Origin of the sequence: Vibrio fluminensis (assembly GCF_015278125.1) — a bacterium.
Classification (GTDB): domain Bacteria; phylum Pseudomonadota; class Gammaproteobacteria; order Enterobacterales; family Vibrionaceae; genus Vibrio; species Vibrio fluminensis.
Genome location: NZ_JADILO010000044.1, coordinates 1 through 25148, shown reverse-complemented (window position 1 = coordinate 25148; position 25148 = coordinate 1). Strand labels below are relative to the sequence as shown.

General features: G+C 45.0%; 24 protein-coding genes and 2 tRNA genes. 5 read left to right on the top strand and 21 right to left on the bottom strand.

What is annotated here, in order from left to right:
• The 5 genes from IRQ95_RS20545 to nudF all read right to left on the bottom strand — a co-directional run.
• On the bottom strand, positions 1-256 hold a 256-nt coding region (locus IRQ95_RS20545; protein ID WP_267254626.1), incomplete at its 3' end, for an ATP-binding protein.
• A gap of 256 nt (positions 257-512) precedes the next feature.
• Complete coding sequence (gene yqiA / locus IRQ95_RS20540) at positions 513-1094, bottom strand: esterase YqiA (protein WP_194439427.1); 582 nt, start codon at positions 1092-1094, stop codon at positions 513-515.
• 74 nt (positions 1095-1168) lie between these two features.
• Entirely contained in the window at positions 1169-1990 is an 822-nt protein-coding gene (gene cpdA, locus IRQ95_RS20535) for a 3',5'-cyclic-AMP phosphodiesterase (RefSeq protein WP_194439425.1), read from the bottom strand.
• A 9-nt stretch (positions 1991-1999) separates the two neighbouring features.
• The gene (locus IRQ95_RS20530) at positions 2000-2440 is read right to left on the bottom strand and encodes a DUF1249 family protein (protein WP_194439423.1); all 441 of its coding nucleotides are present in this window, start codon (positions 2438-2440) and stop codon (positions 2000-2002) included.
• Positions 2428-3057 carry an ADP-ribose diphosphatase gene (nudF, locus tag IRQ95_RS20525; protein WP_194439421.1) on the bottom strand — a complete coding sequence of 210 codons (630 nt, stop codon included), beginning with the start codon at positions 3055-3057 and terminating at the stop codon, positions 2428-2430. The genes IRQ95_RS20530 and nudF overlap by 13 nt, the downstream gene beginning before the upstream one ends.
• A 233-nt stretch (positions 3058-3290) precedes the next feature.
• Between nudF and tolC the strand changes: the two genes are divergently transcribed.
• Entirely contained in the window at positions 3291-4598 is a 1308-nt protein-coding gene (gene tolC / locus IRQ95_RS20520; RefSeq protein ID WP_194439419.1) for an outer membrane channel protein TolC, read from the top strand.
• 235 nt (positions 4599-4833) lie between these two features.
• On the opposite strand, the gene truB is transcribed toward tolC, so the two are convergent.
• From truB to rlmE, 12 genes are all read right to left on the bottom strand, one after another.
• The gene (truB, locus tag IRQ95_RS20515; RefSeq protein ID WP_194439417.1) at positions 4834-5790 is read right to left on the bottom strand and encodes a tRNA pseudouridine(55) synthase TruB; all 957 of its coding nucleotides are present in this window, start codon (positions 5788-5790) and stop codon (positions 4834-4836) included.
• On the bottom strand, positions 5790-6185 hold the full coding sequence (gene rbfA / locus IRQ95_RS20510; protein WP_194439415.1) for a 30S ribosome-binding factor RbfA: 396 nt from the start codon (positions 6183-6185) through the stop codon (positions 5790-5792). The genes truB and rbfA overlap by 1 nt, the downstream gene beginning before the upstream one ends.
• 97 nt (positions 6186-6282) lie before the next feature.
• Complete coding sequence (gene infB, locus IRQ95_RS20505) at positions 6283-8958, bottom strand: translation initiation factor IF-2 (protein WP_194439413.1); 2676 nt, start codon at positions 8956-8958, stop codon at positions 6283-6285.
• A 23-nt stretch (positions 8959-8981) separates the two neighbouring features.
• Positions 8982-10469, bottom strand: coding sequence for a transcription termination factor NusA (gene nusA / locus IRQ95_RS20500; protein WP_194439412.1), 1488 nt, complete (start codon positions 10467-10469; stop codon positions 8982-8984).
• Between the two features lie 36 nt (positions 10470-10505).
• Positions 10506-10961 (bottom strand): ribosome maturation factor RimP, encoded by a 456-nt coding sequence (gene rimP / locus IRQ95_RS20495; RefSeq protein WP_075649322.1) that lies wholly within the window; start codon positions 10959-10961, stop codon positions 10506-10508.
• A 208-nt stretch (positions 10962-11169) separates the two neighbouring features.
• A tRNA-Met gene (locus IRQ95_RS20490) sits at positions 11170-11246 on the bottom strand.
• A 56-nt stretch (positions 11247-11302) separates the two neighbouring features.
• Positions 11303-11386: transfer RNA gene (locus IRQ95_RS20485), tRNA-Leu, on the bottom strand.
• A gap of 11 nt (positions 11387-11397) precedes the next feature.
• Positions 11398-11736, bottom strand: coding sequence for a preprotein translocase subunit SecG (gene secG / locus IRQ95_RS20480; protein ID WP_075649439.1), 339 nt, complete (start codon positions 11734-11736; stop codon positions 11398-11400).
• A 243-nt stretch (positions 11737-11979) separates the two neighbouring features.
• On the bottom strand, positions 11980-13320 hold the full coding sequence (glmM, locus tag IRQ95_RS20475) for a phosphoglucosamine mutase (RefSeq protein ID WP_194439410.1): 1341 nt from the start codon (positions 13318-13320) through the stop codon (positions 11980-11982).
• Between the two features lie 20 nt (positions 13321-13340).
• Positions 13341-14171: a dihydropteroate synthase gene (gene folP, locus IRQ95_RS20470; RefSeq protein WP_194439408.1), complete on the bottom strand. Its 831-nt coding sequence runs from the start codon at positions 14169-14171 to the stop codon at positions 13341-13343.
• Between the two features lie 64 nt (positions 14172-14235).
• A complete protein-coding gene (gene ftsH / locus IRQ95_RS20465; RefSeq protein WP_194439406.1) occupies positions 14236-16215 on the bottom strand; it encodes an ATP-dependent zinc metalloprotease FtsH in 1980 nt (659 codons plus the stop codon).
• A 107-nt stretch (positions 16216-16322) separates the two neighbouring features.
• Entirely contained in the window at positions 16323-16952 is a 630-nt protein-coding gene (gene rlmE, locus IRQ95_RS20460) for a 23S rRNA (uridine(2552)-2'-O)-methyltransferase RlmE (protein ID WP_075649326.1), read from the bottom strand.
• 139 nt (positions 16953-17091) lie between these two features.
• Here rlmE and yhbY point away from each other — a divergent pair, with 139 nt between their 5' ends.
• Positions 17092-17388 (top strand): ribosome assembly RNA-binding protein YhbY, encoded by a 297-nt coding sequence (yhbY, locus tag IRQ95_RS20455; protein ID WP_075649327.1) that lies wholly within the window; start codon positions 17092-17094, stop codon positions 17386-17388.
• A gap of 74 nt (positions 17389-17462) precedes the next feature.
• On the opposite strand, the gene greA is transcribed toward yhbY, so the two are convergent.
• Complete coding sequence (greA, locus tag IRQ95_RS20450; RefSeq protein ID WP_194439429.1) at positions 17463-17936, bottom strand: transcription elongation factor GreA; 474 nt, start codon at positions 17934-17936, stop codon at positions 17463-17465.
• 524 nt (positions 17937-18460) lie between these two features.
• Between greA and IRQ95_RS20445 the strand changes: the two genes are divergently transcribed.
• Together IRQ95_RS20445 and dacB are read left to right on the top strand one after the other, a co-directional pair.
• On the top strand, positions 18461-19513 hold the full coding sequence (locus tag IRQ95_RS20445) for a porin (RefSeq protein WP_194439404.1): 1053 nt from the start codon (positions 18461-18463) through the stop codon (positions 19511-19513).
• Positions 19514-19614: 101 nt separating this feature from the next.
• A complete protein-coding gene (dacB, locus tag IRQ95_RS20440) occupies positions 19615-21042 on the top strand; it encodes a serine-type D-Ala-D-Ala carboxypeptidase (RefSeq protein ID WP_194439402.1) in 1428 nt (475 codons plus the stop codon).
• Here dacB and IRQ95_RS20435 read toward each other — a convergent pair.
• Entirely contained in the window at positions 21021-21866 is an 846-nt protein-coding gene (locus IRQ95_RS20435; RefSeq protein ID WP_194439400.1) for a magnesium transporter, read from the bottom strand. The two genes, dacB and IRQ95_RS20435, sit on opposite strands and share 22 nt — an antisense overlap.
• 541 nt (positions 21867-22407) lie before the next feature.
• On the bottom strand, positions 22408-23595 hold the full coding sequence (tyrS, locus tag IRQ95_RS20430) for a tyrosine--tRNA ligase (protein ID WP_194439398.1): 1188 nt from the start codon (positions 23593-23595) through the stop codon (positions 22408-22410).
• 128 nt (positions 23596-23723) lie between these two features.
• On the opposite strand from tyrS, the gene shyC reads away from it, so the two are divergent.
• Complete coding sequence (gene shyC / locus IRQ95_RS20425; RefSeq protein ID WP_194439396.1) at positions 23724-25028, top strand: peptidoglycan DD-endopeptidase ShyC; 1305 nt, start codon at positions 23724-23726, stop codon at positions 25026-25028.
• A 20-nt stretch (positions 25029-25048) separates the two neighbouring features.
• Here shyC and IRQ95_RS20420 read toward each other — a convergent pair.
• The coding region (locus tag IRQ95_RS20420; RefSeq protein ID WP_194435861.1) for an integrase core domain-containing protein at positions 25049-25148 on the bottom strand (100 nt) is incomplete at its 5' end.

Here is a 25148-nt window from a genome sequence, read left to right as displayed (position 1 = left end):
CTGAAACTTTTTCTTCAGGGTGAATATCAACAGGCATACCACGGCCATCATCGATGACTTCTAACGATTGGTCTGCATGCAGAATCACTTGTACCTTAGAGGCATGTCCGGCTAGCGCTTCATCGACACTGTTATCGATGACTTCTTGGCCCAAGTGGTTTGGGCGCGCTGTATCCGTATACATCCCTGGTCGGCGACGTACTGGCTCCAGGCCATTAAGAACCTCAATGGCTCCAGCATTATATTGTTCAGTCATAATACGGAAATTCGTTATGGAAATTGATTTGGTTACTTTGCAGAGTGCGCATTACGCAAAAGTGATGCAAGTAAAAATAGAGCAACCACTGAATATATCAGCGTCTAGCAACTGCAAAAGTATAGGGTCACATAGTCTGGAAGAGACCTGTTTATGTCAAGCGAGATACGTAAGTAACCAGTAAATTTATGACTCTTCCCTCAATGAACGGCAAATTTTTGAGCAACTCGCATCTAGGGAAAAATCATTGGCTGCGCTACAGTTCTAAAAACGCAATAATCTGCTGCGGGTATCTTTCAAAATCAACAAAGCTATGATCGCCACCTTGTTCAACGGTTTGCTTTGATTGGGCAAATTTATTGACAGCTTGGCGGTAATCGAGCACTTCATCTTCAGTTTGCTGTAACAACCAAAAATCATTGGGATTACCGAGTTCTGCGACATCAAGTGCTATTAACTCATCAATATGATGACTTTCTAGTATGTAACGCTCATGCGTGTAAGGATTCTCCTGCTCACCTAAATAGTCAAGCAGTAGTTCATAAGGCTTCACCGCAGGGTTGACGACCACCGCTTTAAAACCAAACTGACTATTGAGCCAAGTCGACATATAACCGCCCAAAGAGCTGCCAACGAGTCCAATACGGTACTCACCTTGATATTGCTTGACTATATCAAGCAAGAGTTGCGCAGCTTGCTGAGGGAAGCAAGGAAGTTGTGGCACCACCACTTTGATATCCGGACGGTACTGAGCGCAATACTCTTTCATCACATTCGCTTTATGGGACAACGGAGAACTGTTAAATCCGTGAACATACAACAATAAAGATGGTTTCATAGATTTCTACTCTCTAATTGATTGGCATCGCCAACACAAAACATTGTGATATTAAGATGGGTAACTCTAGCGGCCTAATAACCGTTAGAGTCAAAATTAGGGGAGAACAATCCCTCTTCTAAACGTTTGACACGAGTATCAAAACTGCCGTCAGCATGCAGTTCCAACTCTCGCCAACCTGGTGAACAACTGTCTAAGGCAAAATCATCGCTATTCGGCTTAAACTGTACACAAGTAGAAGGTGTCGCAATAACGGAGGCGCCCTTATGAACTTTATGCATATCCTGATGCACGTGACCACACAATATGGCTCGCACATTGGTATGACGCTCGACCACTTGCCAGAACTGGTCAGCATCTTTTAGGGTATGTTGGTCAAGCCAAGCGCTGCCTACCAACAATGAATGGTGATGGAGCAAAACCAAGGTATGACGCTCAGGATACTCCGCAAGTTTCGTGTCGAGTAATTCCAATTGTTGCGGGCTCAGGCGGCCGTGCGGAACACCCTCAACTTGAGAGTCGAGTAAGATCATTTGCCAAGAATCACCAAGCAACTCATGCTCTACCTGAACGATTTGCTCCGATGGCAATACAGTACTCATGCTAGGTTTATAATCATGATTGCCAGGCAGCCAATAACAAGGCTTCTGCAATGGCAGAATACCCTCAGCAAAGCGTTGGTATGACGCATCGGTATGATCCTGGGAGATATCACCGGTTGCCAAAATAGCTTCAAAAGCAAAATTATCTTGCTGTACAGCGTCAACCACAGCTTTAAAGCTTTCATTGGTACAAACGCTGAGCAAGCTTCCATCTTCCGCTTCAAACAGATGAGTATCGGTGATTTGCAGTAATTTAATTGTGTCTTTCACTGTGGTGTTCGACGTCACTTTCAAATTTAAAACCTAAATATTCAGCGGCGTACGGCTTATTCCATGTCGTAAACAAAACGACAGCCAATCGCCTAGAAAACGGTTCAACTGTGCTTTTTCGTCTTTTTGAACCATTTTGTCATTTGGATAATCGTATCGAGCTTTGACTCGATTTAAGTATTCACTGCTGCACACTTCAGCAACACGAGCATCGTGATAAAGCCTGACAGACATTTTCGGCAATGGAAATATTGGAACGTCATCGCTTTGACAAATATCAACCAAAGTTGTGTACTTTGTGACTTCACCCACTTTTATTTGGTACGACATACTGACAACTTGATAACAACGCACATCACCGACACTCGGTTGCGTCGGCAACAAAGCGTTCAACTTCGCGTAATTGGTTTCATAAACCCGCATCAATTCAGCTAAATCAACATGATACGGTTTTCTATCTACTACTCTTGCCATTGTACTCTTAAGCGTTGGTGGTTCAGCTCCAACCATTGTAGTGCAATGATTGATGCGCCATTTTCAAAACGTCCGCTTTCTACCCATTGGTAAGCTTGCGCACGGCTCACTACCTGAACACGAATATCTTCACCTTCATAGTCTAAACCATGAATGCCATGTGCGGTGGACGCATCGACCTCGCCGACGAACACATCTAAACGTTCAGAGCAGCCACCTGAAGATGGATAATAGGAAGTCACTTTGGTTAAACGGTTGACTTCAATACCCGCTTCTTCCATTGCTTCTCGGCGAGCGACCTCTTCTACAGATTCTTCGCTATCGATAATGCCCGCGACAATTTCTAGCTGCCAAGGTTGACTGTGCTCCAGTGCTCCAACTCGGATCTGTTCAACGAGTACCACTTGGTCGGTGACGGGGTCGTAAGGGAGAAGCGCAGCCGCATGACCACGTTCAAACATCTCACGATCAATGACTTCACTCCAACCGCCGGCAAACAATCTATGCTTAAAGCGGTATTGAACCATTTTGAAATAACCCTGAAAAACCGTCTCTTTTGAGATTATTTCGACATCCTCGGTGGAAAATAGTGGTGAATCATTGTTCGAGTGTTGCATCTGGCACCTCTGTCAGTGAGTCTAATAGTTTACTTAGTGTCTTGCTGTTGTTCCATCGACCCAGCTCAACTTTTTGTATAATTTTTCTAAGAAATTTTAAATTTACACCCTTTTTATTGTACAGCCGGACAATTAAGTGTAAAAGAATGCAAAGTTTAGAATGAATTAGCATCAATTTAGGTTAAACTCTTGTACAGCAGAACCCATAATTTTATCTAGCAGGAATCGAACCCATGAAAAAACTGCTTCCATTATTTATCAGTGCAGCGCTAGGCAGCCTTAGCACGTCCGCTTGGGCTGATACTCTGGCAGATATCTACAACCAAGCAAAAGAAAACGACCCAACACTGCTGAGTGCAGCCGCATCTCGTGATGAAGCTTTTGAAGCGATTAACTCTTCGCGCGCAAGTTTGCTACCGCAAATTGGTCTTTCAGCTGGTTACGATATTAACCGCGGTGAGCGTAACGACTTTGACAATGATAGCGATGGTTGGAATGCAGGCATCAACTTCACTCAAGAACTATACAACCGCTCGAGCTGGATCACGCTAGATACGGCTGAAAAAGGTGCGCGCCAAGCTGACGCGGCATACGCAGCAGTACAACAGGCGTTGATTCTACGTGTTTCTCAAGCCTACTTTGATGTTCTACGTGCTCAAGACAATTTAGTTTTCGTTCGCGCAGAAAAAGCGGCAGTAGGTCGCCAACTAGAGCAAACTAAGCAGCGCTTTGAAGTGGGTCTATCAGCGATTACTGACGTGCACGATGCGCAAGCTCAATACGACTCAGTACTGGCCGATGAAGTATTGGCAGAAAATGACCTAGTAAACAGCTACGAAGGTCTGCGCGAGATTACGGGTCAAGAGCACTCTAATCTAGACGTGCTTGATACTAAGCGTTTCTCTGCGAGCAAAACCGCACAAACAATCGACGCTTTGCTCTCTGAGGCACAACAGAAAAACCTAAGTCTATTGTCTGCACGTATTTCGCAAGACATTGCCAAAGACAACATCTCAAATGCGAGCTCAGGTCACTTACCAACACTGAATCTAAAAGGTGGTTACAACCTTACTGATATCGATGGCGATCAAGGCGACAATGACAGCGATAACCTAAATCTAGGTTTACAACTAGAGGTGCCTCTATACACAGGTGGCTCAGTGACATCGGCAACCAAACAAGCCGAGTTCGCTTACGTTTCAGCAAGCCAAGAGCTAGAGAAAACTTACCGCAGTGTAGTTAAAGATGTTCGCGCTTCAAATAACGACATTGGCGCTTCTATCGGTGCACTACGTGCATTTGAACAAACGGTAATTTCTGCTGAGTCTGCGCTTGAAGCGACGGAAGCGGGTTTTGATGTTGGTACACGTACTATCGTAGATGTACTTGACGCAACACGCCGTCTATACGATGCGAATAAGAGCCTTTCAAACGCTCGTTACAACTACATTTTAAGTGTTCTAAGCCTGCGTCAAGCGGTGGGTACACTAAGCGAGCAAGATATCTTAGATATCAACGCGGGTCTTAAAGCGGCAAAATAATTTGCCTTTCAGATATAAAAAAACCTGCTCAATGAGCAGGTTTTTTTGTTCTAGACGTTTCTCAGCCAAACTTATACCAATCAGGATAAGTAAGTGGTCAGCAAATTGCGCAAGAAAAATCGCTTAGAACTAGGCGCAGATTGCAGCTAACTAGTTATTCTAATTACAAAATCTGCAACAACGTTATCAGCGATTTTAATCAGCAAGAATGATCAAAGACATATGCTGATTGGTATTAAGCATTCGCTGATTCTGGTTCGCGGAACACGACTAAGCGTTTCGGTGCAACACGACCATTGTCGTCAATCTGCGCGACACCGATAAAGAGCTTCTCTTCACCACTTGTCATACGAACAGTACCTTCCGCAGGTGCACCCGAAACTTGTACAGGCATACCATGTTGAACCAAATCCGTTAACTCGGCATTCATGTTCACTTCTGGTAGGTCTTCAACAGCGGTATCCATCGGCATTAGCAAAGGATCAAGCAATTCGCGTGGTGCAATCTCTTCACGATGCGCTTGCTCAAGCAATTCATTCAACTGCTCTAGCGTGACCATACGTTCGTATGGGTATTTCGCAACGCCAGTACGACGCAACATAGTCACGTGCGCACCACAACCAAGCATCTCACCTAGATCATCAACGATAGTACGAATGTAAGTACCTTTTGAGCAGTGTACTTCCATCTCAACTTCATCGCCTTCAAAACGATGCAGAACGATCTGGTATACGGTGATTTTGCGCGATTCGCGAGGTACTTCTATGCCTTTGCGCGCGTATTCGTACAAAGGTTTACCTTGGTACTTAAGCGCAGAGAACATAGATGGCACTTGATCAGATTCACCACGGAATTTATCAATGCACGCTTCTAGCTTAGCCAGATCCACGTCGACGGGACGGGTTTCAACCACTTCACCATCAGAGTCGGAGGTGTTAGTACGCTCACCCAACTTCGCGATCACGCGGTAGCGTTTATCTGAGTCCAATAGGAACTGAGAAAACTTGGTCGCTTCACCTAAGCAAATTGGCAGCATGCCTGTTGCTAAAGGATCTAGAGCGCCAGTATGACCCGCTTTTTCTGCAAAATAGATACGCTTTACTTTTTGTAACGCATCGTTTGATGAAATACCGGTTGGCTTATCCAATAGGATCACGCCATCAATAGGACGACCTTTGCGACGACGAGCCATTACTCTTCGTCCTCACGACCTGCATCTTTTTGCTTTTTCTTGTCTTGACTAACAACTTCAGTCACTAGGTTAGACATACGCATACCTTCTACTAACGTATTGTCGTAGTAGAAGCGGATTTCTGGAGTAAGACGTAGGCGAATACGCTTACCAAGCATCATACGGATGTGAACTTCATGCTCGCGCAGTGCTGCAAGACAAGATTCTGGCGTTTGCTCACCTACACATAGGAAAGTAACGAATACTTTCGTGTAAGCAAGGTCACGAGATACTTCAACATCTGAGATGGTTACCATACCCAAACGTGAATCACGAACTTCGCGCTGTAGGATCATCGCTAGTTCTTTTTGCAGCTGCTGTGCTACGCGCTGCGTGCGGCTAAATTCTTTTGACATAATTCTTCTCTTAAATAGAAAGAATGGGGGGATGGTTAACCCAGCCCCCCATGGCGTATTCAACAACCAATCATTGCCTTAAGGCAATTTTAGTCAATTAATCCAGTGTACGTTTGATTTCCACTGTTTCGAATACTTCGATCTGGTCACCTGCGCGAACGTCATTGTAGTTCTTAACGCCGATACCACACTCGTAGCCATTCTTAACTTCAGCAACGTCGTCTTTAAAGCGACGTAGTGACTCAAGCTCACCTTCGTAGATTACAACGTTTTCACGTAGAACACGGATAGGAGCGTTACGCTTGATCACACCTTCAGTTACCATACAGCCAGCGATTGCACCCAGTTTCGGTGACTTAAACACGTCACGTACTTCAGCAAGACCAATGATCTCTTGCTTGAATTCTGGAGCAAGCATACCGCCCATCGCTTGTTTAACTTCGTCGATTAGCTGGTAAATGATTGAGTAGTAACGTAGATCAACACTTGCAGTTTCAATTGCACGGCGAGCTGATGCATCAGCACGTACGTTGAAACCAAGGATGATTGCGTTTGAAGCTTCAGCTAGTACTGCGTCAGTTTCAGTGATACCACCTACGCCAGAACCTACGATGTTAACTTTAACTTCGTCAGTTGACAGTTTCAGTAGTGAATCAGCGATTGCTTCTACAGAACCTTGTACGTCAGCTTTCAGTACTACGTTCAGTTCAGCAACTTCACCAGCAGCCATGTTCGCGAACATGTTCTCTAGTTTAGATTTCTGCTGACGAGCAAGCTTCACTTCACGGAACTTACCAGCACGGTAGTTTGCAACTTCACGCGCTTTGCGCTCGTCACGTACTACAGTCGCTTCGTCACCTGATGAAGGTACACCTGAAAGACCTAGGATCTCTACAGGAATCGAAGGACCCGCTTCGTTGATTTCTTTACCTAGTTCATCGCGCATTGCACGTACACGGCCGTATTCTTGACCACATAGTACGATGTCGCCTTTGCGTAGAGTACCTGATTGAACAAGTACTGTTGCAACAGGACCACGACCTTTGTCTAGACGAGATTCAACAACAACACCAGATGCCATGCCTTCAGCTACAGCAGTAAGTTCAAGAACTTCTGATTGTAGAAGGATTGCTTCTAGAAGACCGTCGATATTTGTACCCTGTTTCGCAGAGATGTGAACGAACATGTTCTCACCGCCCCACTCCTCAGGAATAACGTCGTACTGAGCTAGCTCATTTTTAACGTTATCTGGGTTCGCGTCTTCTTTATCGATCTTGTTTACCGCAACAATCAGCGGTACACCCGCCGCTTTTGCGTGTTGAATTGCTTCTACAGTTTGTGGCATAACGCCATCGTCTGCAGCAACAACTAGAACAACGATATCTGTCGCTTGAGCACCACGAGCACGCATTGCAGTAAACGCTGCGTGTCCAGGAGTATCAAGGAACGTGATCATGCCGTTCTCAGTTTCAACGTGGTAAGCACCGATATGCTGTGTGATACCGCCAGCTTCGCCAGAAGCAACGTGTGTACGACGAATGTAGTCAAGTGTTGACGTTTTACCGTGGTCAACGTGACCCATGATAGTCACAACTGGTGCACGTGGCACAGCTTCTGAATCACTATCACGATCGCTTAGTACAGCTTCTTCAAGTTCGTTTTCTTTACGAAGAATTACCTTGTGACCCATTTCTTCTGCTACAAGTTGTGCAGTTTCTTGGTCGATCACTTGGTTGATAGTCGCCATAGCGCCCATCTTCATCATCGATTTGATAACTTCAGTTGCTTTAACAGACATCTTGTTTGCAAGCTCAGACAATACGATCGTTTCACCGATCACAACGTCAGCTTTTGCTACCGCTGCTGTCTTATCGAAAGCTTGTTGCATTGAAGATGGCTTAGCCAACTTACCTTTTTGACGACCGCCTTTGCCACCACGTGCATTGCGACCGCCGCGCTCTTGATCGTCAGTCTTAGAAGACATTTTCTTCTGTTTACGACGACGACTTGCGCCTTCTACTTTACGATCTGCTTCATCTTCGGCTTCACGTGCGTAACGTGAAGTCGTTACATGGTAATCTGTATTTTCCATATCACCCTTTTTCTCTTCTGCAGCAGACCAACGCTCTTGGTTCTTTTCAGCCATTTCGCGAGCTTCTTCAAGCTTGCGCTGACTATCCTCTTCAGCCTTACGCTTGGCTTCTTCTTCCTGACGACGCTTAAGCTCGTCGGCCTCTTTTCGCGCTGCTTCTTGCTTAATTTTGTCTTCAGCACCACGTTCGGCATTCGCTTTCTCTGCTTCTGCTTTACGTTGTACTTCCGCTTCACGCTTAGCTTTTTCTTCAGCTTCACGTTTCGCTTTCTCTTCAGCTTCACGCTTAGCTGCTTCTTCTGCTTCGCGTTTAGCCGCTTCTTCAGCCTCACGTGCAGCTGCTTCTTCAGCTTCACGTTTAGCTTGATCTTCAATTGCACTGCGCTTCACGTAGGTACGTTTCTTGCGCACTTCAACTTGAACATCTTTACTCTTGCCGCCACCAGCGTTGACACTCAGTGTGCTACGAGTCTTACGTTGTAATGTAAGGCGTGTAGGCGCTGAGTCACCCGACGTATCGCCGTGTTCTTTTTTAAGATGGCTGAGAAGCTGTTGCTTCTCGCCCTCTGAAATCGCATCGCTGCTAGACTTCGAAATACCAGCGTCAGCAAGTTGTTCAATTAAGCGGTCAACTGGCGTACCAATCTCTTCACTCAGAGTTTTTACTGTTAGTTGTGTCATTCCGCTTCCTCCTTGCTGAATTATTATTCTTCGTCTCCGAACCAACAAATGTTACGTGCAGCCATGATTAGTTCACCAGCACGCTCTTCTGTTAATCCTTCGATTCCTTCTAGATCATCGATACCCTGATCTGCTAGATCTTCAAGTGTCGCAACACCTTTAGCAGCCAGTTTGAATGCCATTTCACGTTCTAGACCTTCTAGACCTAATAGGTCTTCAGCAGGCTCTAGACCTTCAAAAGATTCTTCTTGAGCTAGAGCTAGAGTAGTCAGTGCTTCTTTCGCACGGTTACGTAGCTCTTCGATCAATTCTTCATTTAGACCGTCAACTTCTAGTAGTTCTGCAACTGGTACGTAAGCAACTTCTTCTAGAGTAGAGAAGCCTTCTTCAACAAGTAGTTGAGCAAAGTCTTCTTCGATATCTAGGTACTTCATGAAGTTTTCGATAGAAGCTTGAGATTCTTCAGCGTGTTTCTTCTGCAGATCAGCCACTGTCATTACGTTTAGTTCCCAACCAGTTAGTTGAGATGCTAGACGAACGTTTTGACCGTTACGGCCGATTGCTTGTGCTAGATTATCAGCTTCAACAGCGATGTCCATTGCGTGTGCATCTTCATCAACAATGATTGAAGCAACATCAGCTGGCGCCATTGCGTTGATTACGAATTGCGCTGGGTTATCATCCCAAAGCACGATATCGATACGCTCACCACCTAGCTCGCCAGATACCGCTTGTACACGTGCACCACGCATACCAACACACGCGCCAACTGGGTCGATACGTTTGTCGTTAGTTTTCACAGCGATTTTCGCACGAGAACCTGGATCGCGAGCAGCACCTTTAAGTTCGATGATCTCTTCTGCGATTTCTGGCACTTCTACGCGGAATAGCTCTTGAAGCATTTCCGGCTTAGAACGTGTTACGAATAGTTGGAAACCACGCGCTTCTGGAGCAACTTTGTACAGAAGACCACGTACACGGTCACCTGGACGGAAGTTTTCACGAGGAAGTTGGTCATCACGTAGGATTACCGCTTCTGCGTTGTTGCCTAGATCTAGTACGATTGTTTCGCGGTTAACTTTCTTAACTACGCCAGTAACTAGTTCACCTTCGTTGTCGATGAACTGCTCAACGATTTGTGCACGCTCAGCTTCACGTACTTTTTGTACGATAACTTGTTTTGCAGTTTGCGTAGTAATACGGTCAAACGTTACTGATTCAATCTCGTCTTCAACGTAGTCACCTAGTTGAACGGTTTCGTCATCGTATTGTGCTGCTTCTAGTGAGATCTCTTTCGTTGGGAACTCAACTTCTTCAACAACTAACCAACGACGGAAAGTTTCGAATTCACCAGTTTTGCGGTCGATAGCAACGCGCACGTCGATTTCGATTTCGCGCTTTTTCTTAGTAGAAGTAGCCAGAGCGATTTCTAGTGCTTCGAAAATACGCTCGCGAGGTACCGCTTTTTCGTTCGATACTGCCTCTGCTACCGCTAAAATTTCTTTACTCATTTTATTTAGCCTCTAAGCTTTTAAATTTTTAGGGACCTAAAATTTAGGGATCAGGTTAGCTTTGGAAATGTTGCTTAACGCAAACTGCTCTTCGTTACCTTCAACAGTAACAGAGACGGTTTCACCATCAATTGAGTGGATAACACCTTTCCACTTACGACGGTTACCTACAGCCATCTTCAAAACGATGCTCACTTCATGACCAATAAATTGCTCATAGTGGGCAGCTTTAAATAGTGGTCTTTCTAGACCTGGTGAAGAAACCTCAAGGTTATAAGCCACTGAAATAGGATCTTCTACATCGAGTACAGCGCTTACTTGATGGCTAACTTCTGCACAAGCGTCGACATTGATACCATTTTCGTGATCAATGTAGATACGCAGTGTTGAGTGCTCACCTGCACGAATAAATTCTAATCCAACCAACTCATAGCCAATCGCCTCTACCGGCGCTTCAAGCATTTCAGTAAGTTGTCTTTCTAAACCAGTCATTTGAACCACTCCAGAAACAAAAAAAGGGCATAGAGCCCAATTTAAATTCCAAGCAAGATCTAAATTTTCGTTACAAAAATTTAGATAATAAAAAACCCCGATAAGCCGGGGTTTTTTATTGCTGGACCCTGATGTGTTAAACATTAGCTGTTTAACTCGCAAAACGAAAGCAAAGCGTTCTGCGCAAACTTGACCTAATCCAGAGGATTGGTTGCGGGGGCCGGATTTGAACCGACGACCTTCGGGTTATGAGCCCGACGAGCTACCAAGCTGCTCCACCCCGCGTCCGACTTGATGAGCATTATACGCTCAATCAAAGGTTTTACAAGTTTGTAAATCAATGGTGCCGAGAGAGGGACTCGAACCCTCACACCTAAGGCACTAGCACCTCATGCTAGCGTGTCTACCAATTTCACCATCTCGGCAGCGTAATCGCTTATTGCGGAATTTCCTCGCCAACAGGGGCTGGAACATCACTCGCTACATCATCAGCAGTTTGTTCGATAACTTGACCTTGAGTCGGGTCAACCCACTGAGATTCAGTTTTATGAGTTGACATGTTACCTAGCACTAGGCTGATGACAAAAAATACTGTTGCAAAAATTGCAGTCATTCGGGTTAGGAAGTTACCTGAGCCGCTTGCGCCAAACACTGTGTTTGATGCGCCTGCACCGAATGAGGCTCCCATATCTGCGCCTTTACCTTGTTGAATCAACACGAGGCCGATTACACCAACCGCTGCCAACAGGTAAATCACAAGTAGAACTGAAAACATGTTGTCCACCTATGTTCCAAATTGTTAGGCCAGCGCCGCTCTAGTGATCTTCCAGAACAAGGCTAGCGACCTCCTTAATGAAGGCGGAGCAATACTAGCGAAAGCGACCGACACTGACAAGAGAAAATTGACAAAAAAGCGCAACTTGAGAATCAAACGGTTAAAAAAAGGGCAATATCGAACAATTCCCCTGAAAAACCAAGAGAGAGGCGAATCCCTCTCTCTTCGATGATCAGTTAAACGCTAGAAGCTTGCTTTCACTGCATCAGCGATTTTTAGCGCAGAAGATTGCACCAACTCCGCATCTTCGCCTTCTACCATCACGCGAATCAAAGGCTCAGTACCTGATTTACGTAATAGTACTCGACCTTTCTCGCCCAGGCTCGCTTCTACTTCAGTAACCGAATCTTTTACTGCTTGCGCTTCCAGTGGGTTTGAATCGCCACTAAAACGTACGTTTTCTAGCACTTGTGGGTAAAGCGTCATACCTTGTGAAAGTTCGTGCAATGATAGTTCACTGCCCACAATTGATGCTAAAACTTGCAGAGCTGCGACGATAGCGTCACCAGTGGTGACTTTATCCAGTAAGATAACATGGCCTGAGTTTTCAGCACCGATCTTCCAGCCTTTCTCTAGCAATTTTTCCATTACATAACGGTCACCGACAGCGGCACGCAAGAAAGGAATACCCAATTGTTTAAGACCGTTTTCCATGCCTAGGTTAGTCATCAATGTACCAACCACACCACCTTTTAGTTCACCACGACGCAATGCATCACGAGCAATGATGTAAGCAATTTGGTCACCGTCAACTTTATTACCTAAATGGTCAACCATGATGATACGGTCACCGTCACCATCAAATGCTAAACCTAGATGCGCTTGTTCTTCAACCACACGTTTTTGCAAAGCACGCACATCGGTCGCGCCAACTTCGTCATTGATATTGAGGCCGTTTGGTTCAACACCCATAGCGACAACATCGGCACCGAGTTCAGAGAATACTGATGGTGCGATATGGTAAGTTGCGCCGTGAGCACAATCCACAACGATCTTAAGACCGGCAAGGCTTAATTCTGAAGGGAAAGTACTTTTACAAAATTCAATGTAACGGCCCGCCGCATCATTTAGACGCGTAGCTTTACCTAAAAGCGCAGACTCAACACATTCGATATCTTTATCAAGCTCGGCTTCAATCGCTAACTCGACATCATCTGGCAACTTAGTACCTTCAGATGAGAAGAATTTAATGCCGTTATCATAGTAAGGGTTATGTGACGCAGAAATCACAATCCCCGCCTCTGCACGGAAGGTTTGCGTTAAGTAAGCCACTGCAGGTGTTGGCATTGGTCCGGTAAAGGTCGCTTTAAGCCCCGCGGCTGCAAGGCCAGCTTCCAACGCAGACTCAAGCATGTAACCAGAAATACGGGTATCTTTGCCGATAATGACTTTTTTAGTGCCTTGTTTTGCTAATACACGACCAGCAGCCCAGCCAAGCTTAAGTACGAAATCAGGAGTAATAGGGTACTGTCCAACTTTGCCACGAACTCCGTCGGTACCAAAATAACGTCTTTTGTCAGACATGAGGGTTCCTTTGTTTTTAATTATTGATTGTCTAAAGTGGCAGTGACCACTTTGACCGCATCAAGCGTTTGTTCAAAATCGTGAACGCGAATAATTTGCGCGCCTTTCATGGCCGCTATGGTAGCGCAACTGACACTTGCTGCAACACATTCTGCTGGCGTTTTATCCAACAACTTGAATAACATGGATTTTCGCGACATTCCTGCGAGTATTGGTAATCCAAATTGATGGAAGGCTTCAAGATTGGCCAGCATGTGATAATTATGCTCAAGTGTTTTGCCAAAACCAAATCCAGGATCAAGGATCAATTGATTTCGTTTGATACCGACAGCTTCACAAGCTGCAACTCGCTCATGTAAGAACTCCGCCACTTCTTGCATTAAATCCACGTAGTGCGGATTCGCTTGCATAGTTCTTGGCTGACCTTGCATGTGCATTAAGCAAATCGGCACACCGGCTTGTGCTGCGACCTCTAGAGCGCCAGGCTCTTGTAAGGCACGCACATCATTAATCAGGTCCGCTCCAGCTTCAATGGCTTGGCGCATCACCTCGGCCTTGCTGGTATCAATAGAGATCCAAACGTCATGCTTGGCTCGAATCGCCTTAATCACCGGAATCACGCGTGCGAGCTCTTCTTCTAGAGTCACATCTGGCGCACCTGGTCGAGTAGACTCACCACCAATATCGATAATTGAGACACCAGCGGCAATCATTTTTTCAGCTTGCTGCAATGCGTTATCTAACGAGTTAAATTTGCCCCCATCAGAAAAAGAGTCAGGAGTAACATTGAGAATCGCCATCACTTGCGGCGTTGAAAGGTCGAGAGATTTGTTGTTGGCTGTAATGTTCATTGTTTTGCTTGGGTATAAATACAAAAACCCCGAGTTACCTCGGGGTTTATCTTTAAAAACCTAATTATTCAGAGTCTTTTTTCTCTGTCGCTTCAGCTGAAGTGCTCTCTTGAGAGGTTGGTTGCTCTGCAGTTTGTTCTGGCTGCTGAGGTTTCTCTTGAGCTTCTTCTTTAACCTCTGGTTTAGCTTGAGGTTTGTCATCAGACTTGTTGCTTAAGCTGTCCGCCCAGCCAGCAGGCTCACGAACGTCTGCTTTACGCTCCATCAAGTCATCAATCTGACCAGCATCGATGGTTTCGTATTTCACTAGCGCATCTTTCATCGCGTGCATGATATCCATGTTATCTTCTAGGATTTTCTTCGCACGGTCATAGTTGCGATCGATAAGCTTGCGTACTTCGTCATCGATGAGTTTCGCAGTGTCATCAGAAACATGTTTAGTCTGGGTCACACTGCGGCCTAGGAACACTTCACCTTCATCTTCTGCATAAAGTAGTGGACCAAGTTTTTCAGAGAAGCCCCACTGAGTCACCATCTTACGGGCAATATCCGTTGCGCGCTCAATATCGTTTGATGCACCCGTTGATACTTTATCTTTGCCGTAAATGAGCTCTTCAGCTAGACGACCACCGTATAGACTCGAAATCATCGATTCTAGATGTTGACGAGACATACTTACGCGATCTTGCTCTGGCAGGTACATAGTCACACCCAACGCACGACCACGTGGAATGATAGACACTTTGTACACTGGATCGTGCTCAGGCACTAAGCGACCAACAATCGCGTGACCCGCTTCGTGGTATGCCGTCGACTCTTTAGTCTCTTCTGAAAGCACCATAGAACGACGCTCAGCACCCATCATGATCTTGTCTTTCGCCAGTTCAAACTCAACCATAGATACGTTGCGCTTGTTACCACGCGCAGCAAACAGTGCCGCTTCGTTTACTAGGTTAGCCAGATCGGCACCAGAGAAGCCTGGTGTACCACGTGCGATAAGAGAAGGCTCAACATCACCCGCTAGCGGTACTTTACGCATGTGAACTTTCAAGATCTGCTCACGACCACGTACATCCGGTAGACCAACCACCACTTGACGGTCAAAACGACCAGGACGAAGCAGTGCAGGGTCAAGAACGTCAGGACGGTTAGTTGCTGCGATAACGATAATACCTTCGTTACCTTCGAAACCATCCATCTCTACTAGCATTTGGTTCAGTGTTTGCTCACGTTCATCGTGGCCACCACCAACACCAGCGCCACGCTGACGACCTACCGCATCGATCTCATCGATAAAGATGATACAAGGTGCGGCTTTCTTCGCTTGTTCGAACATGTCACGTACACGAGATGCACCCACACCAACGAACATTTCTACGAAATCCGAACCTGAGATGGTAAAGAATGGTACTTTTGCTTCACCTGCAATCGCTTTCGCAAGTAGCGTTTTACCTGTACCTGGAGGACCAACCATCAAGACACCCGTTGGGATCTTACCGCCCAATTTCTGGAAGCGGCTAGGGTCGCGTAGGTAGTCTACCAGTTCTTTAACGTCTTCTTTTGCTTCGTCACAGCCAGCAACGTCAGCAAATGTCGTCTTGATCTGCTCTTCGCTCATCATACGAGCTTTGCTCTTACCGAAAGACATAGCGCCTTTACCGCCGCCGCCTTGCATTTGGCGCATGAAGAAAATCCATACACCAATCAGTAAGATCATTGGGAACCAAGAGATGAAAATAGTACCAAGTAGGCTTTGCTCTTCTGGAGGAGTGCCTTGTACTTTTACATTTTGATTAATTAGATCATCAAGAAGTTTCTGGTCGTAAACTGGCATGTAGGTAACATATTTAGCACCGCCGCCACGACGAACGAATGAAATCTCGCCGTCTTTAAAAGTTGCTTCCTGAATCTGGCCTTGGCCAACTTCCTGTACGAATGTAGTGTAATCAACCGCTCTGCCGTTGTTTTCACTTGGCCCAAAGCTCTGGAAAACCGACATCAACACTACGGCGATAACAAGCCACAGAATTAAATTTTTTGCCATGTCACTCAAGGTGTCAGCCTCGCGATAACTAATTGTAATTAAAGGTAGGGTACTACAGTTCTTAGACTGTAGCTATAGTGTTAACGACCGCTTAGATAAGCAAATAGTTAACCTTTGTAACCAGTGGCTACGATAAACACTTCGCGAGAACGCGCTCTTGAAGAGTCTGGTTTACGAACCTTAACGGTTCTGAACATATCACGAACTTCTTTCACGTATTGATCAAATCCTTCTCCCTGAAAGACTTTTACGACAAAACTACCATTTGTGGCTAGAACTTGTCGACACATATCCAACGCCAGTTCAACTAAATACATAGCGCGTGGCTGGTCGACCGAGTTGTTACCCGCAATATTTGGTGCCATGTCTGACATTACTACGTCAACCATTGCTGGTTGGATTCTTTCTAGAAGTGCTTCTAGTACTGCATCATCTCGGAAGTCGCCTTGTAGAAAGCTCACACCAGCAATTGGATCCATTGGAAGTAGGTCACATGCAATAATCTGACCCTCTTCTCCTACTATTTTAGCAGCATATTGAGACCAACCACCTGGTGCAGCGCCTAAATCGACGACCGTCATCCCAGATTTCAACAATTTATCTTTTTCTTGAATCTCTTCGATCTTGAAGTAAGCACGCGAACGATAGCCTTTTTTGCGCGCTTCGTTAGCGTATTTATCATCGAAGTGTTCTTTCAACCAACGGCCGGAACTGGCCGAATGTTTTTGTTTACTCATTTTACTCTCAACAAGGCACAAATATGGAGCTATTGTTGTAATAGGCTAAGCCTATTGCTCAATAAATTATAGTCTTTGCCATTAGATGGCGTTAAAATAGCTTTTTTCAACCCTTATTCTATAGAAAATTGGCCGCGTAATGAACCTAAGCACCAAACAAAAGCAGCACCTAAAAGGCCTAGCGCACAGCTTAAAACCTGTTGTGCTTCTGGGCGCAAACGGACTAACGGAAGCTGTTCTAGCGGAAATTGAAATCGCACTGGATCACCACGAGCTGATCAAAATTAAAATCGCATCTGAAGATCGCGAAACTAAAGTTTTGATTGTAGACGCTATCGTTCGTGAAACAGGCGCAGAAAAAGTACAAGTGATCGGTAAGACACTTATCCTTTTCCGTCAAACTGAAGAGCGCAAAATCGAACTACCTCGTAAGTAATAGTTTGATTGAGTCGCAATAAAAAAGGTCGCCTAGGCGACCTTTTTGCATTTTAGCACTTTGGCTAATTAGCATTAGATGTATTCAACGCGATCAATTTCGAAGTCGCGTTCGCCGCCTGGCGTAGAGATAACCACTTCGTCGCCTTCCATCTTACCGATTAGACCACGTGCAATTGGAGAGCTTACCGAAATTCGACCGCTCTTAATGTTTGCTTCGTCATCGCCTACGATTTGGTAAGTTTTTTCTTCTTCTGTATCACAATCAATCAGTGTTACTGTCGAACCGAAAATGATTTTACCTGTATTTTCCATCTTAGTTACATCGATAACTTGCGCAACAGATAGCTTGTATTCGATATCACGAATTTGAGCTTCACAGATGCCCTGCTCTTCACGAGCCGCGTGGTATTCAGCGTTCTCTTTCAGGTCACCCAGCTCACGCGCTTCAGCGATCGCTTCAGAAATTTGTGGACGAAGCTTTAATAGTCTTTCAAGTTCTAGGCGTAGCTGTTGCTCGCCTTTTACTGTCATTGGAACCTTTTCCATCATATACCTCTAAGCCAAAGCATGCTTTGGACAAAATAAAACTACCCAGTTCCAAGGAACTAGGTAGTCAGGACTCTCATCAATTTATTGTAGTGTAAACAAACTTGCCTGCTAAATCATCTTAATTCCATTTGTCTCGCTGCGGTTCTTACTTCCCGTCACATTTCCTCCCGATTTAGATGTAAATTTTAGCCTTTTGTTAACTCAAAAAGGCTAAAAAAAACAAAAAAATGCCGATTATTTACACAAGACAATAAAATAATTTAGTTCAATAAAAACATGTAATTAGACAATAATTAGGCAAAATAAAACACTGTTCACAATCCAAATTTATATCGTTTTACTAACCCAGTCGGGAACTTTGGCGGTACAACTTGACTCACGAAATGCCACGGCATCAAGCCATTGATTTATAGAATGTCAAACGTATGCGTGGCAATGAGCAGAGAAATTGAAGCTTAATGGACAATGCAGCTTCGTTTCGAAATAACACGATTTATAGACAATAAATTAGGATTTAAACGATGAACAAAACTCTGATTGCCCTAGCAGTAGCCGCTACTGCAATTGCTACTGGTGCTAACGCTGGTGAAATCTACAACCAAGACGGTACTAGCCTAGAAATGGGTGGTCGTGCTGAAGCACGTCTATCTCTAAAAGATGGCAAAGCTGAAGATGCCTCTCGCGTACGTCTAAACTTCCTAGGCAAAACTCAAATCACTGATGGTCTATACGGTGTTGGTTTCTACGAAGGTGAATTCACAACTGCTGACAATGGCGGTGCTACTGATAGCAACAGCGATAGCCTTACCAACCGTTACGCATACGCTGGTCTAGGTGGCGCATTTGGTGAAATCACTTACGGTAAAAACGACGGTGCACTAGGCGTTATCACTGACTTCACTGATATCATGGCTTACCACGGTAACTCTGCAGCAATGAAAATCAACGTTGCTGACCGTGCAGACAACATGCTTTCGTACAAAGGCCAATTTGCTGACCTAAGCGTTAAAGCAAGCTACCGTTTTGCTGACCGTACTGAACTAGATTCAAACGGCAACATCATCACTAACCCAGATATCGATGCTACATCTTACGGCGACAACGATGCTGACGGTTACTCTCTATCTACAATCTACGCTCTAGGTGATACTGGTCTTAAACTAGGTGCTGGTTACGCAAGCCAATACTCTGGTGCAGATGAGCAAAACGAATACATGCTAGCGGCATCTTACGCTATCAACGACCTATACTTCGCAACAACTTTCACTGATGGCCAAGTGCAAGAGAAAGATGGCGACTACCGTGGTTACGAATTCGCAGCAGCATACACTCTAGGTCAAACTGTATTTACATCGACTTACAACAACGCAGAAACTAACGACGAAACTTCTGCTGACAACATTGCAATCGATGCATCTTACTACTTCAAACCTAACTTCCGTGGTTACGTTTCATACAACTTCAACCTAATCAGCGAAGGTGACAAGTTCGGTACTGCGGGTGACTCAACTGCAACTGCAACTAAAGCAGACGCAGAAGACGAGCTAGCTCTAGGTCTACGTTACGACTTCTAATAGCTGACTATCTGTCACAAACATTAAACGCCTGCTCGCTAGCAGGCGTTTTTTTTATATACTCAAAGCACGACTCGACAAACTGGCTCATTATTTCAATTATGTTTTTTCCACGTTCCTTTCTACTTGTTGGTATGGCAAGTATGCTTTCTTTTAATTCTCACGCCTATGCGCCACTCGACTATCTTCCTCAGGGCAGTCGAGTGTCTATCGCTATCGAGCCATTGTCAGGAGATACCCCCTATTTAACCACCTCAAACCGCGACCAGTTTTTTCCCCCAGCAAGCACTCTTAAAATTGTGACGGCTTTAGCTACCAAGCTGGAATTAGGCGATGAGTTTCAATTCAAAACCGCCCTAGAAAGCAATGGCCGCGATCTCACTGTACGCTTTAGCGGAGATCCAACCTTAAGTCGTGAGGATCTCAAGCAACTGCTCACTGAGGCTAAGCAGCAAGGTATCACGCATATTCGCGGCGACATTTGGTTGGATAACAGTGCTTTTACCGGTTATGAACGAGCGATAGGCTGGCCTTGGGATATCATCGGTGTATGTTATAGCGCCCCATCTTCAGCGATTTCTCTTGACGAAAACTGCGTCAATGCGTCGATTTACACCAATAAAGATGGCTCAACACGAGTTTATGCACCAGAACACTTTCCTATCTATGTCAGCACCACAGCCAAAAGCGTTACTAAGCAGCAATTTGAAGACAGCCGCTGCGATTTAGAGCTACAAGTTTCACCCGATAACCATTATCAGTTGCAAGGTTGTTTAGTTGAACGTAGCAAACCACTGCCACTTAAGTTTGCGGTGCAAGATCCGGCACTCTACACCCAGCGCACAATGAACAGTCTCTTAAACCAAGTTGGCATCAAACTTTCCGGCAATATTCGTATTGGTCAGCCATCAAGCGATAGCTTTAAGCCAATCGCTGCACATTATTCAGATAAACTGCCTGAGTTGCTTAAAGTGATGTTACGTAAGTCAGATAACCTAATTGCCGACAACCTGACTAAAGCGTTAGGTGCGAAATATTTTGCTCAAGCGGGCAGCTATAACAATGGTACTGAAGCAATAAAACAGGTGATTTTGCAAAAAACGGGCATCAACCTTGAACGAAATAAGATCACCGATGGCTCAGGGTTATCACGTAACAATCGCTTTACCAGTGAAGATATGGCTGCAGTTCTACGTTATATCTGGAAAAATGACCCGCAGTTGGATTTAGTGAAATTGATGCCAACCTCTGGTAAGAGTGGCACATTAAAATATCGCTCAAGTATGCGAAATGCCCCAATCCAAGGCCAGCTAATCGCGAAAAGCGGTTCGGTTTACGGCAGTTATAATATGGCGGGATTTGGCCTAGATAAGTCAGGTAAGCCCAGCACACTATTCATCCAGTTCATTGCGGATTACCTGCCAAACAATAAAGGCGATGATAAACCTACCATCGCCCCTATCACGCAGTTTGAACAACTGTTCTATCAAGATGTGCTGAAATACAGTCAGTTTAGTCCTAAGAAGTAGTTCACAACACTGAAGTAGATCCACATCCCCGAGATATCAACAATCGATGCTAATACTGGGCTCACAAGCACTGCGGGGTCCAGTTTGCACACTCGGGCTAAGATAGGTAATACGCCACCTAAAGTGGTGGATAGTGTCACCTGAACAAACAAAGCGACAGCAATAGCTAACGCGACCGTTTGTAACTCAAACCCACCAGCACTGCCAGGTTCACTGAATAGCATCACTCTCGCGACAATTACTAGAGCAATCGCCAACGCTAAACAAATTGCCACTCGGCTCTCTTTCCACAGCACTGACAACCACTGACGTTTACGCAGCTCACCGGTGGCTAGAGCACGTATCACCAAGGTCGCAGCTTGTGTACCGGTATTACCACCTGCGGCAGCAATCACTGGCATATAAACCGCCAGCAACACTAATTGGCTTAAAGTATCTTCATACTGAGCAATAATCAGACCCGATAGAATCCCCATTAAAGCTAAGCCAACAATCCAACCAATACGTTGCTTCACATGCTCGATAACTGGCGTCGCGAGATAACTTTGACTTGGCATTACCTCGGAATATATTAATCCCAATTGGTGAGCATAATGACGAGCCAACTTATCTTGACCGTTCAGTTCTAATTGCGAAATCAATTGCTGAACATAACCCAAAGAGCAGTGCTGCAAGATGGCCACCGCCTCTTCAAGGGGCATAACCGTTAACAGATGAACTTGCTGAGTTTGTTCGTATTTTAAAAAGGCATTCCGTGCCGCGCCAATCTCCTCAACTGAGAAGTTTGGTGTGTTTTCCATGTAGATGTTATTCATTACCGTCATGGGCGAATCTCCCGATTAGCTTAAGGTAACGACCATCAAATATATCTATTTAAAGCAATAATTTAGGTTTAATGCCAATCAATTATGGCTGCAAAAATGCGTACAGCACAGCCCTCGCAGCATGGCGATAGATATATTGGAATCTAGAAAAGAGAGGAGAAAAATCAAAGAGGGATCAAAAAGAAGCTCTACCCGTTGGGTAGAAACGTGGAAACGCCAATACCGAAGCGGGTTATTTTTCTCCCCTCATACTAGGGGGATGGTCGGTATTGTTCATAAAAGTCTCCGAAATCGTTGCGCTATTCGCAACGGGCGCATGATAACAAAAGTATGCTGAAATAACAGACATAATTACCGCTATACCCAAATAACTTGGAGATGTGGGTAGGCGACAAAAGAACAAAGCCTCTGAGCATAGATGTACTATGTGATGAGGTTTGTGAGTGCCAGTCAACACCGCTACAGTTTCAAGTTAGACGGGTATAACTGGCATAAAAAAAGCGCCGATAACGGCGCCCTATCTATAGCAGTTCAACTATCATTATTTGATAGTGATACGTGCGAATTTACGTTTACCAACTTGGAATACGTAAGTGCCTGCTGCTGGAGCAAATTTAGCATCAGCAACCTTTTCACCATCCATCTTCGCCGCGCCTTGCTTAACCATACGCATTGCGTCAGACGTCGAAGCACATAGACCTGCTTCTTTCAGTAGGTTAGCCACTGGCGTCTCTGCTGCAAACTCAAACTCTGGCATATCATCAGGGATCTGGTTTTTAGCAAAACGGTTGATAAACTCTTGCTCTGCTGCATCTGCATCCGCTTCAGTATGGAAACGTGCGATGATCTCTTTCGCAAGTAGGATCTTGATGTCGCGAGGGTTCTTACCTTCCACCACGTCTGCTTTAAACTGTTCAATCTCACCTAGTGGACGGAAAGATAGCAGTTCGTAGTAGCTCCACATTAGATCGTCAGAGATAGACATGATCTTACCAAACATCTCGCTTGGCGCTTCGCTAATACCAATGTAGTTGTTCGCTGACTTAGACATCTTCTTCTCGCCGTCTAGACCAACTAGAAGAGGCATCATTAATACAGCTTGTGGCTTTTGACCGTTTGCTTTTTGCAGTTCGCGACCCATTAGTAGGTTGAACTTCTGGTCAGTACCACCAAGTTCGACGTCAGTTTCCATTGCAACTGAGTCATAACCTTGAAGCAGCGGATACATAAACTCATGAATTGCAATTGGCTGACCGCCTGCATAACGCTTTTTAAAGTCGTCACGCTCTAACATACGCGCCACTGTTTGGTTTGATGCTAAACGGATCATACCCTCAGCGCCTAACTCAGATAACCACTCAGAGTTAAATGAAATAGTCGTTTTAGCAGGATCTAGAATTTTAAAAACCTGCTCTTTATAGGTTTCTGCGTTTTGCAATACTTGCTCACGGCTTAGCGGTGGACGCGTGGTATTTTTACCAGACGGGTCACCAACCATTGCAGTAAAGTCACCAATAAGGAAAGTAACTTCGTGTCCAAGTTCTTGGAACGTGCGCAGTTTGTTAAAAATCACTGTGTGACCTAGATGGATATCAGGTGCTGTTGGATCGGCACCTAGCTTAATGCGTAGAGGACGACCCTCTTTAAGCTTTGCAATCAGTTCATCTTCAGGGATCAGTTCTTCTACACCGCGCTTAATCTCGGCCAGTGCTGCTTCAATACTCGCCATTCTTGTTCACTCCCACAGATTTGGCAAAAATTTGATAATTTTACATCTTACTTGAATAGCGATGCTTTTTGAAACCAGTTAGACTAGTCAGCTAGATTTTTTTGTCGAATTTTTAATACGGACATACGATGTTGTCGCTTTTTGCTCGATTACCAAGGATTCATCGAGCGTTGATTATCCTATTTATCATTCTTATCGGTTGTGCTTTGGCACTACCCGAGCCCCAATCTTTGCGTGAAGAAAAAAGTCTCTACCAAGTTGGTCAGATATACCCTTTAGAAATTAATCCCGCCAATCTTATCAGCGAAAAAAATGCTTCCCCTCTTGCGCAGCTGCGTTGGGAAAAGTTCAGCGTCGGTTCTGGTGAGAGCGCAGCGATTGTATTTGAACGTGCGGGTCTTTCTTCTCGTCTACTTTATAACCTGACCAATTCTGGTAAAGAAATCAAAGATCAGTTAACCAAACTGCGTCCTGGAGACGTGTTGCAATTTGGTTTCGATGTAGACGATGAGTTGGTGCAGATTAAACGACCAATGAATTCGTACGAATCTTATGTGATCACCAAACAAAATAATGGTTATCAAGGCAGTATTGAGTCCAAGGAAGTCAACTACCAATACAATTATGCAGAAGCATCCATTAGCTCAAACTTTTGGAATGCAGCAATTACCGCAGGCTTAAATGCCAACCAAATAATGGAACTTGCCGGCATCTTTGGCTGGGATATCGACTTTGCACTCGATATCCGCTCTGGTGATAGCTTTAAAATTCTCTATCAAGAAAAAATCGTTGAAGGTGAAGTGGTCGATCGCGGCCAGATCATTGCTGCGGTATTTACTAACCAAGGCGATACCTTTAAAGCGATTCTAGATGACGCAACAGGTAACTACTATGACGAAAATGGTCGCGCAATGAAGAAAGCCTTCTTACGCTCGCCGTTGGATTTTCGTCGCGTCACTTCTAACTTCAACCCAACTCGACGCCACCCAGTTACGGGCAAAGTACGTGCACACCGCGGTACGGATTATGCGGCACCCGTTGGCACACCAATTTGGGCGGCGGGTGATGGTATCGTCCAAAAATCGAGCTATAACCAGTTCAATGGTAACTATGTCTTCATTAAACATAGCAATACCTACATTACTAAGTACCTCCACCTGCAACGTCGCATGGTTAAAACCGGCCAGCGGGTAAAACAAGGCCAAACCATTGGTACTTTAGGCGGAACAGGACGAGTAACTGGCCCTCACCTGCACTATGAGTTCTTAGTGAATGGTGTGCATAAGAATGCTCGAACGGTGAAACTGCCTCAATCCAAATCTCTAACCGGAAAAGCGAAGCAGACCTTTATGGCTAACGCGAATATTCGCTTAGAGAAACTGGATCGCTACCGTGAGCTTTTAGCTTACAACGTAGAAAATGACCCGTCCTGATATGGGTTGACACTTTTTAGTTAAAACGCTCGGTGTACTTCATCGGGCGTTTTGTATTTTAGCGCTGTATGAGGCCTCATCTGATTATAGATTTCTACTGACTCAGCGACCATTTTTCTT

What these genes read in the sequence shown, in the direction of transcription:
- yqiA (WP_194439427.1), bottom strand. Translation starts at nt 1,094, where the DNA reads ATGAAACCATCTTTATTGTTGTATGTTCACGGATTTAACAGTTCTCCG.
- IRQ95_RS20530 (WP_194439423.1), bottom strand. Translation starts at nt 2,440, where the DNA reads ATGGCAAGAGTAGTAGATAGAAAACCGTATCATGTTGATTTAGCTGAA.
- nudF (WP_194439421.1), bottom strand. Translation starts at nt 3,057, where the DNA reads ATGCAACACTCGAACAATGATTCACCACTATTTTCCACCGAGGATGTC.
- tolC (WP_194439419.1), top strand. Translation starts at nt 3,291, where the DNA reads ATGAAAAAACTGCTTCCATTATTTATCAGTGCAGCGCTAGGCAGCCTT.
- truB (WP_194439417.1), bottom strand. Translation starts at nt 5,790, where the DNA reads ATGGCTCGTCGTCGCAAAGGTCGTCCTATTGATGGCGTGATCCTATTG.
- rbfA (WP_194439415.1), bottom strand. Translation starts at nt 6,185, where the DNA reads ATGTCAAAAGAATTTAGCCGCACGCAGCGCGTAGCACAGCAGCTGCAA.
- infB (WP_194439413.1), bottom strand. Translation starts at nt 8,958, where the DNA reads ATGACACAACTAACAGTAAAAACTCTGAGTGAAGAGATTGGTACGCCA.
- nusA (WP_194439412.1), bottom strand. Translation starts at nt 10,469, where the DNA reads ATGAGTAAAGAAATTTTAGCGGTAGCAGAGGCAGTATCGAACGAAAAA.
- rimP (WP_075649322.1), bottom strand. Translation starts at nt 10,961, where the DNA reads ATGACTGGTTTAGAAAGACAACTTACTGAAATGCTTGAAGCGCCGGTA.
- secG (WP_075649439.1), bottom strand. Translation starts at nt 11,736, where the DNA reads ATGTTTTCAGTTCTACTTGTGATTTACCTGTTGGCAGCGGTTGGTGTA.
- glmM (WP_194439410.1), bottom strand. Translation starts at nt 13,320, where the DNA reads ATGTCTGACAAAAGACGTTATTTTGGTACCGACGGAGTTCGTGGCAAA.
- folP (WP_194439408.1), bottom strand. Translation starts at nt 14,171, where the DNA reads ATGAACATTACAGCCAACAACAAATCTCTCGACCTTTCAACGCCGCAA.
- ftsH (WP_194439406.1), bottom strand. Translation starts at nt 16,215, where the DNA reads ATGGCAAAAAATTTAATTCTGTGGCTTGTTATCGCCGTAGTGTTGATG.
- rlmE (WP_075649326.1), bottom strand. Translation starts at nt 16,952, where the DNA reads ATGAGTAAACAAAAACATTCGGCCAGTTCCGGCCGTTGGTTGAAAGAA.
- yhbY (WP_075649327.1), top strand. Translation starts at nt 17,092, where the DNA reads ATGAACCTAAGCACCAAACAAAAGCAGCACCTAAAAGGCCTAGCGCAC.
- greA (WP_194439429.1), bottom strand. Translation starts at nt 17,936, where the DNA reads ATGGAAAAGGTTCCAATGACAGTAAAAGGCGAGCAACAGCTACGCCTA.
- IRQ95_RS20445 (WP_194439404.1), top strand. Translation starts at nt 18,461, where the DNA reads ATGAACAAAACTCTGATTGCCCTAGCAGTAGCCGCTACTGCAATTGCT.
- dacB (WP_194439402.1), top strand. Translation starts at nt 19,615, where the DNA reads ATGTTTTTTCCACGTTCCTTTCTACTTGTTGGTATGGCAAGTATGCTT.
- IRQ95_RS20435 (WP_194439400.1), bottom strand. Translation starts at nt 21,866, where the DNA reads ATGACGGTAATGAATAACATCTACATGGAAAACACACCAAACTTCTCA.
- tyrS (WP_194439398.1), bottom strand. Translation starts at nt 23,595, where the DNA reads ATGGCGAGTATTGAAGCAGCACTGGCCGAGATTAAGCGCGGTGTAGAA.
- shyC (WP_194439396.1), top strand. Translation starts at nt 23,724, where the DNA reads ATGTTGTCGCTTTTTGCTCGATTACCAAGGATTCATCGAGCGTTGATT.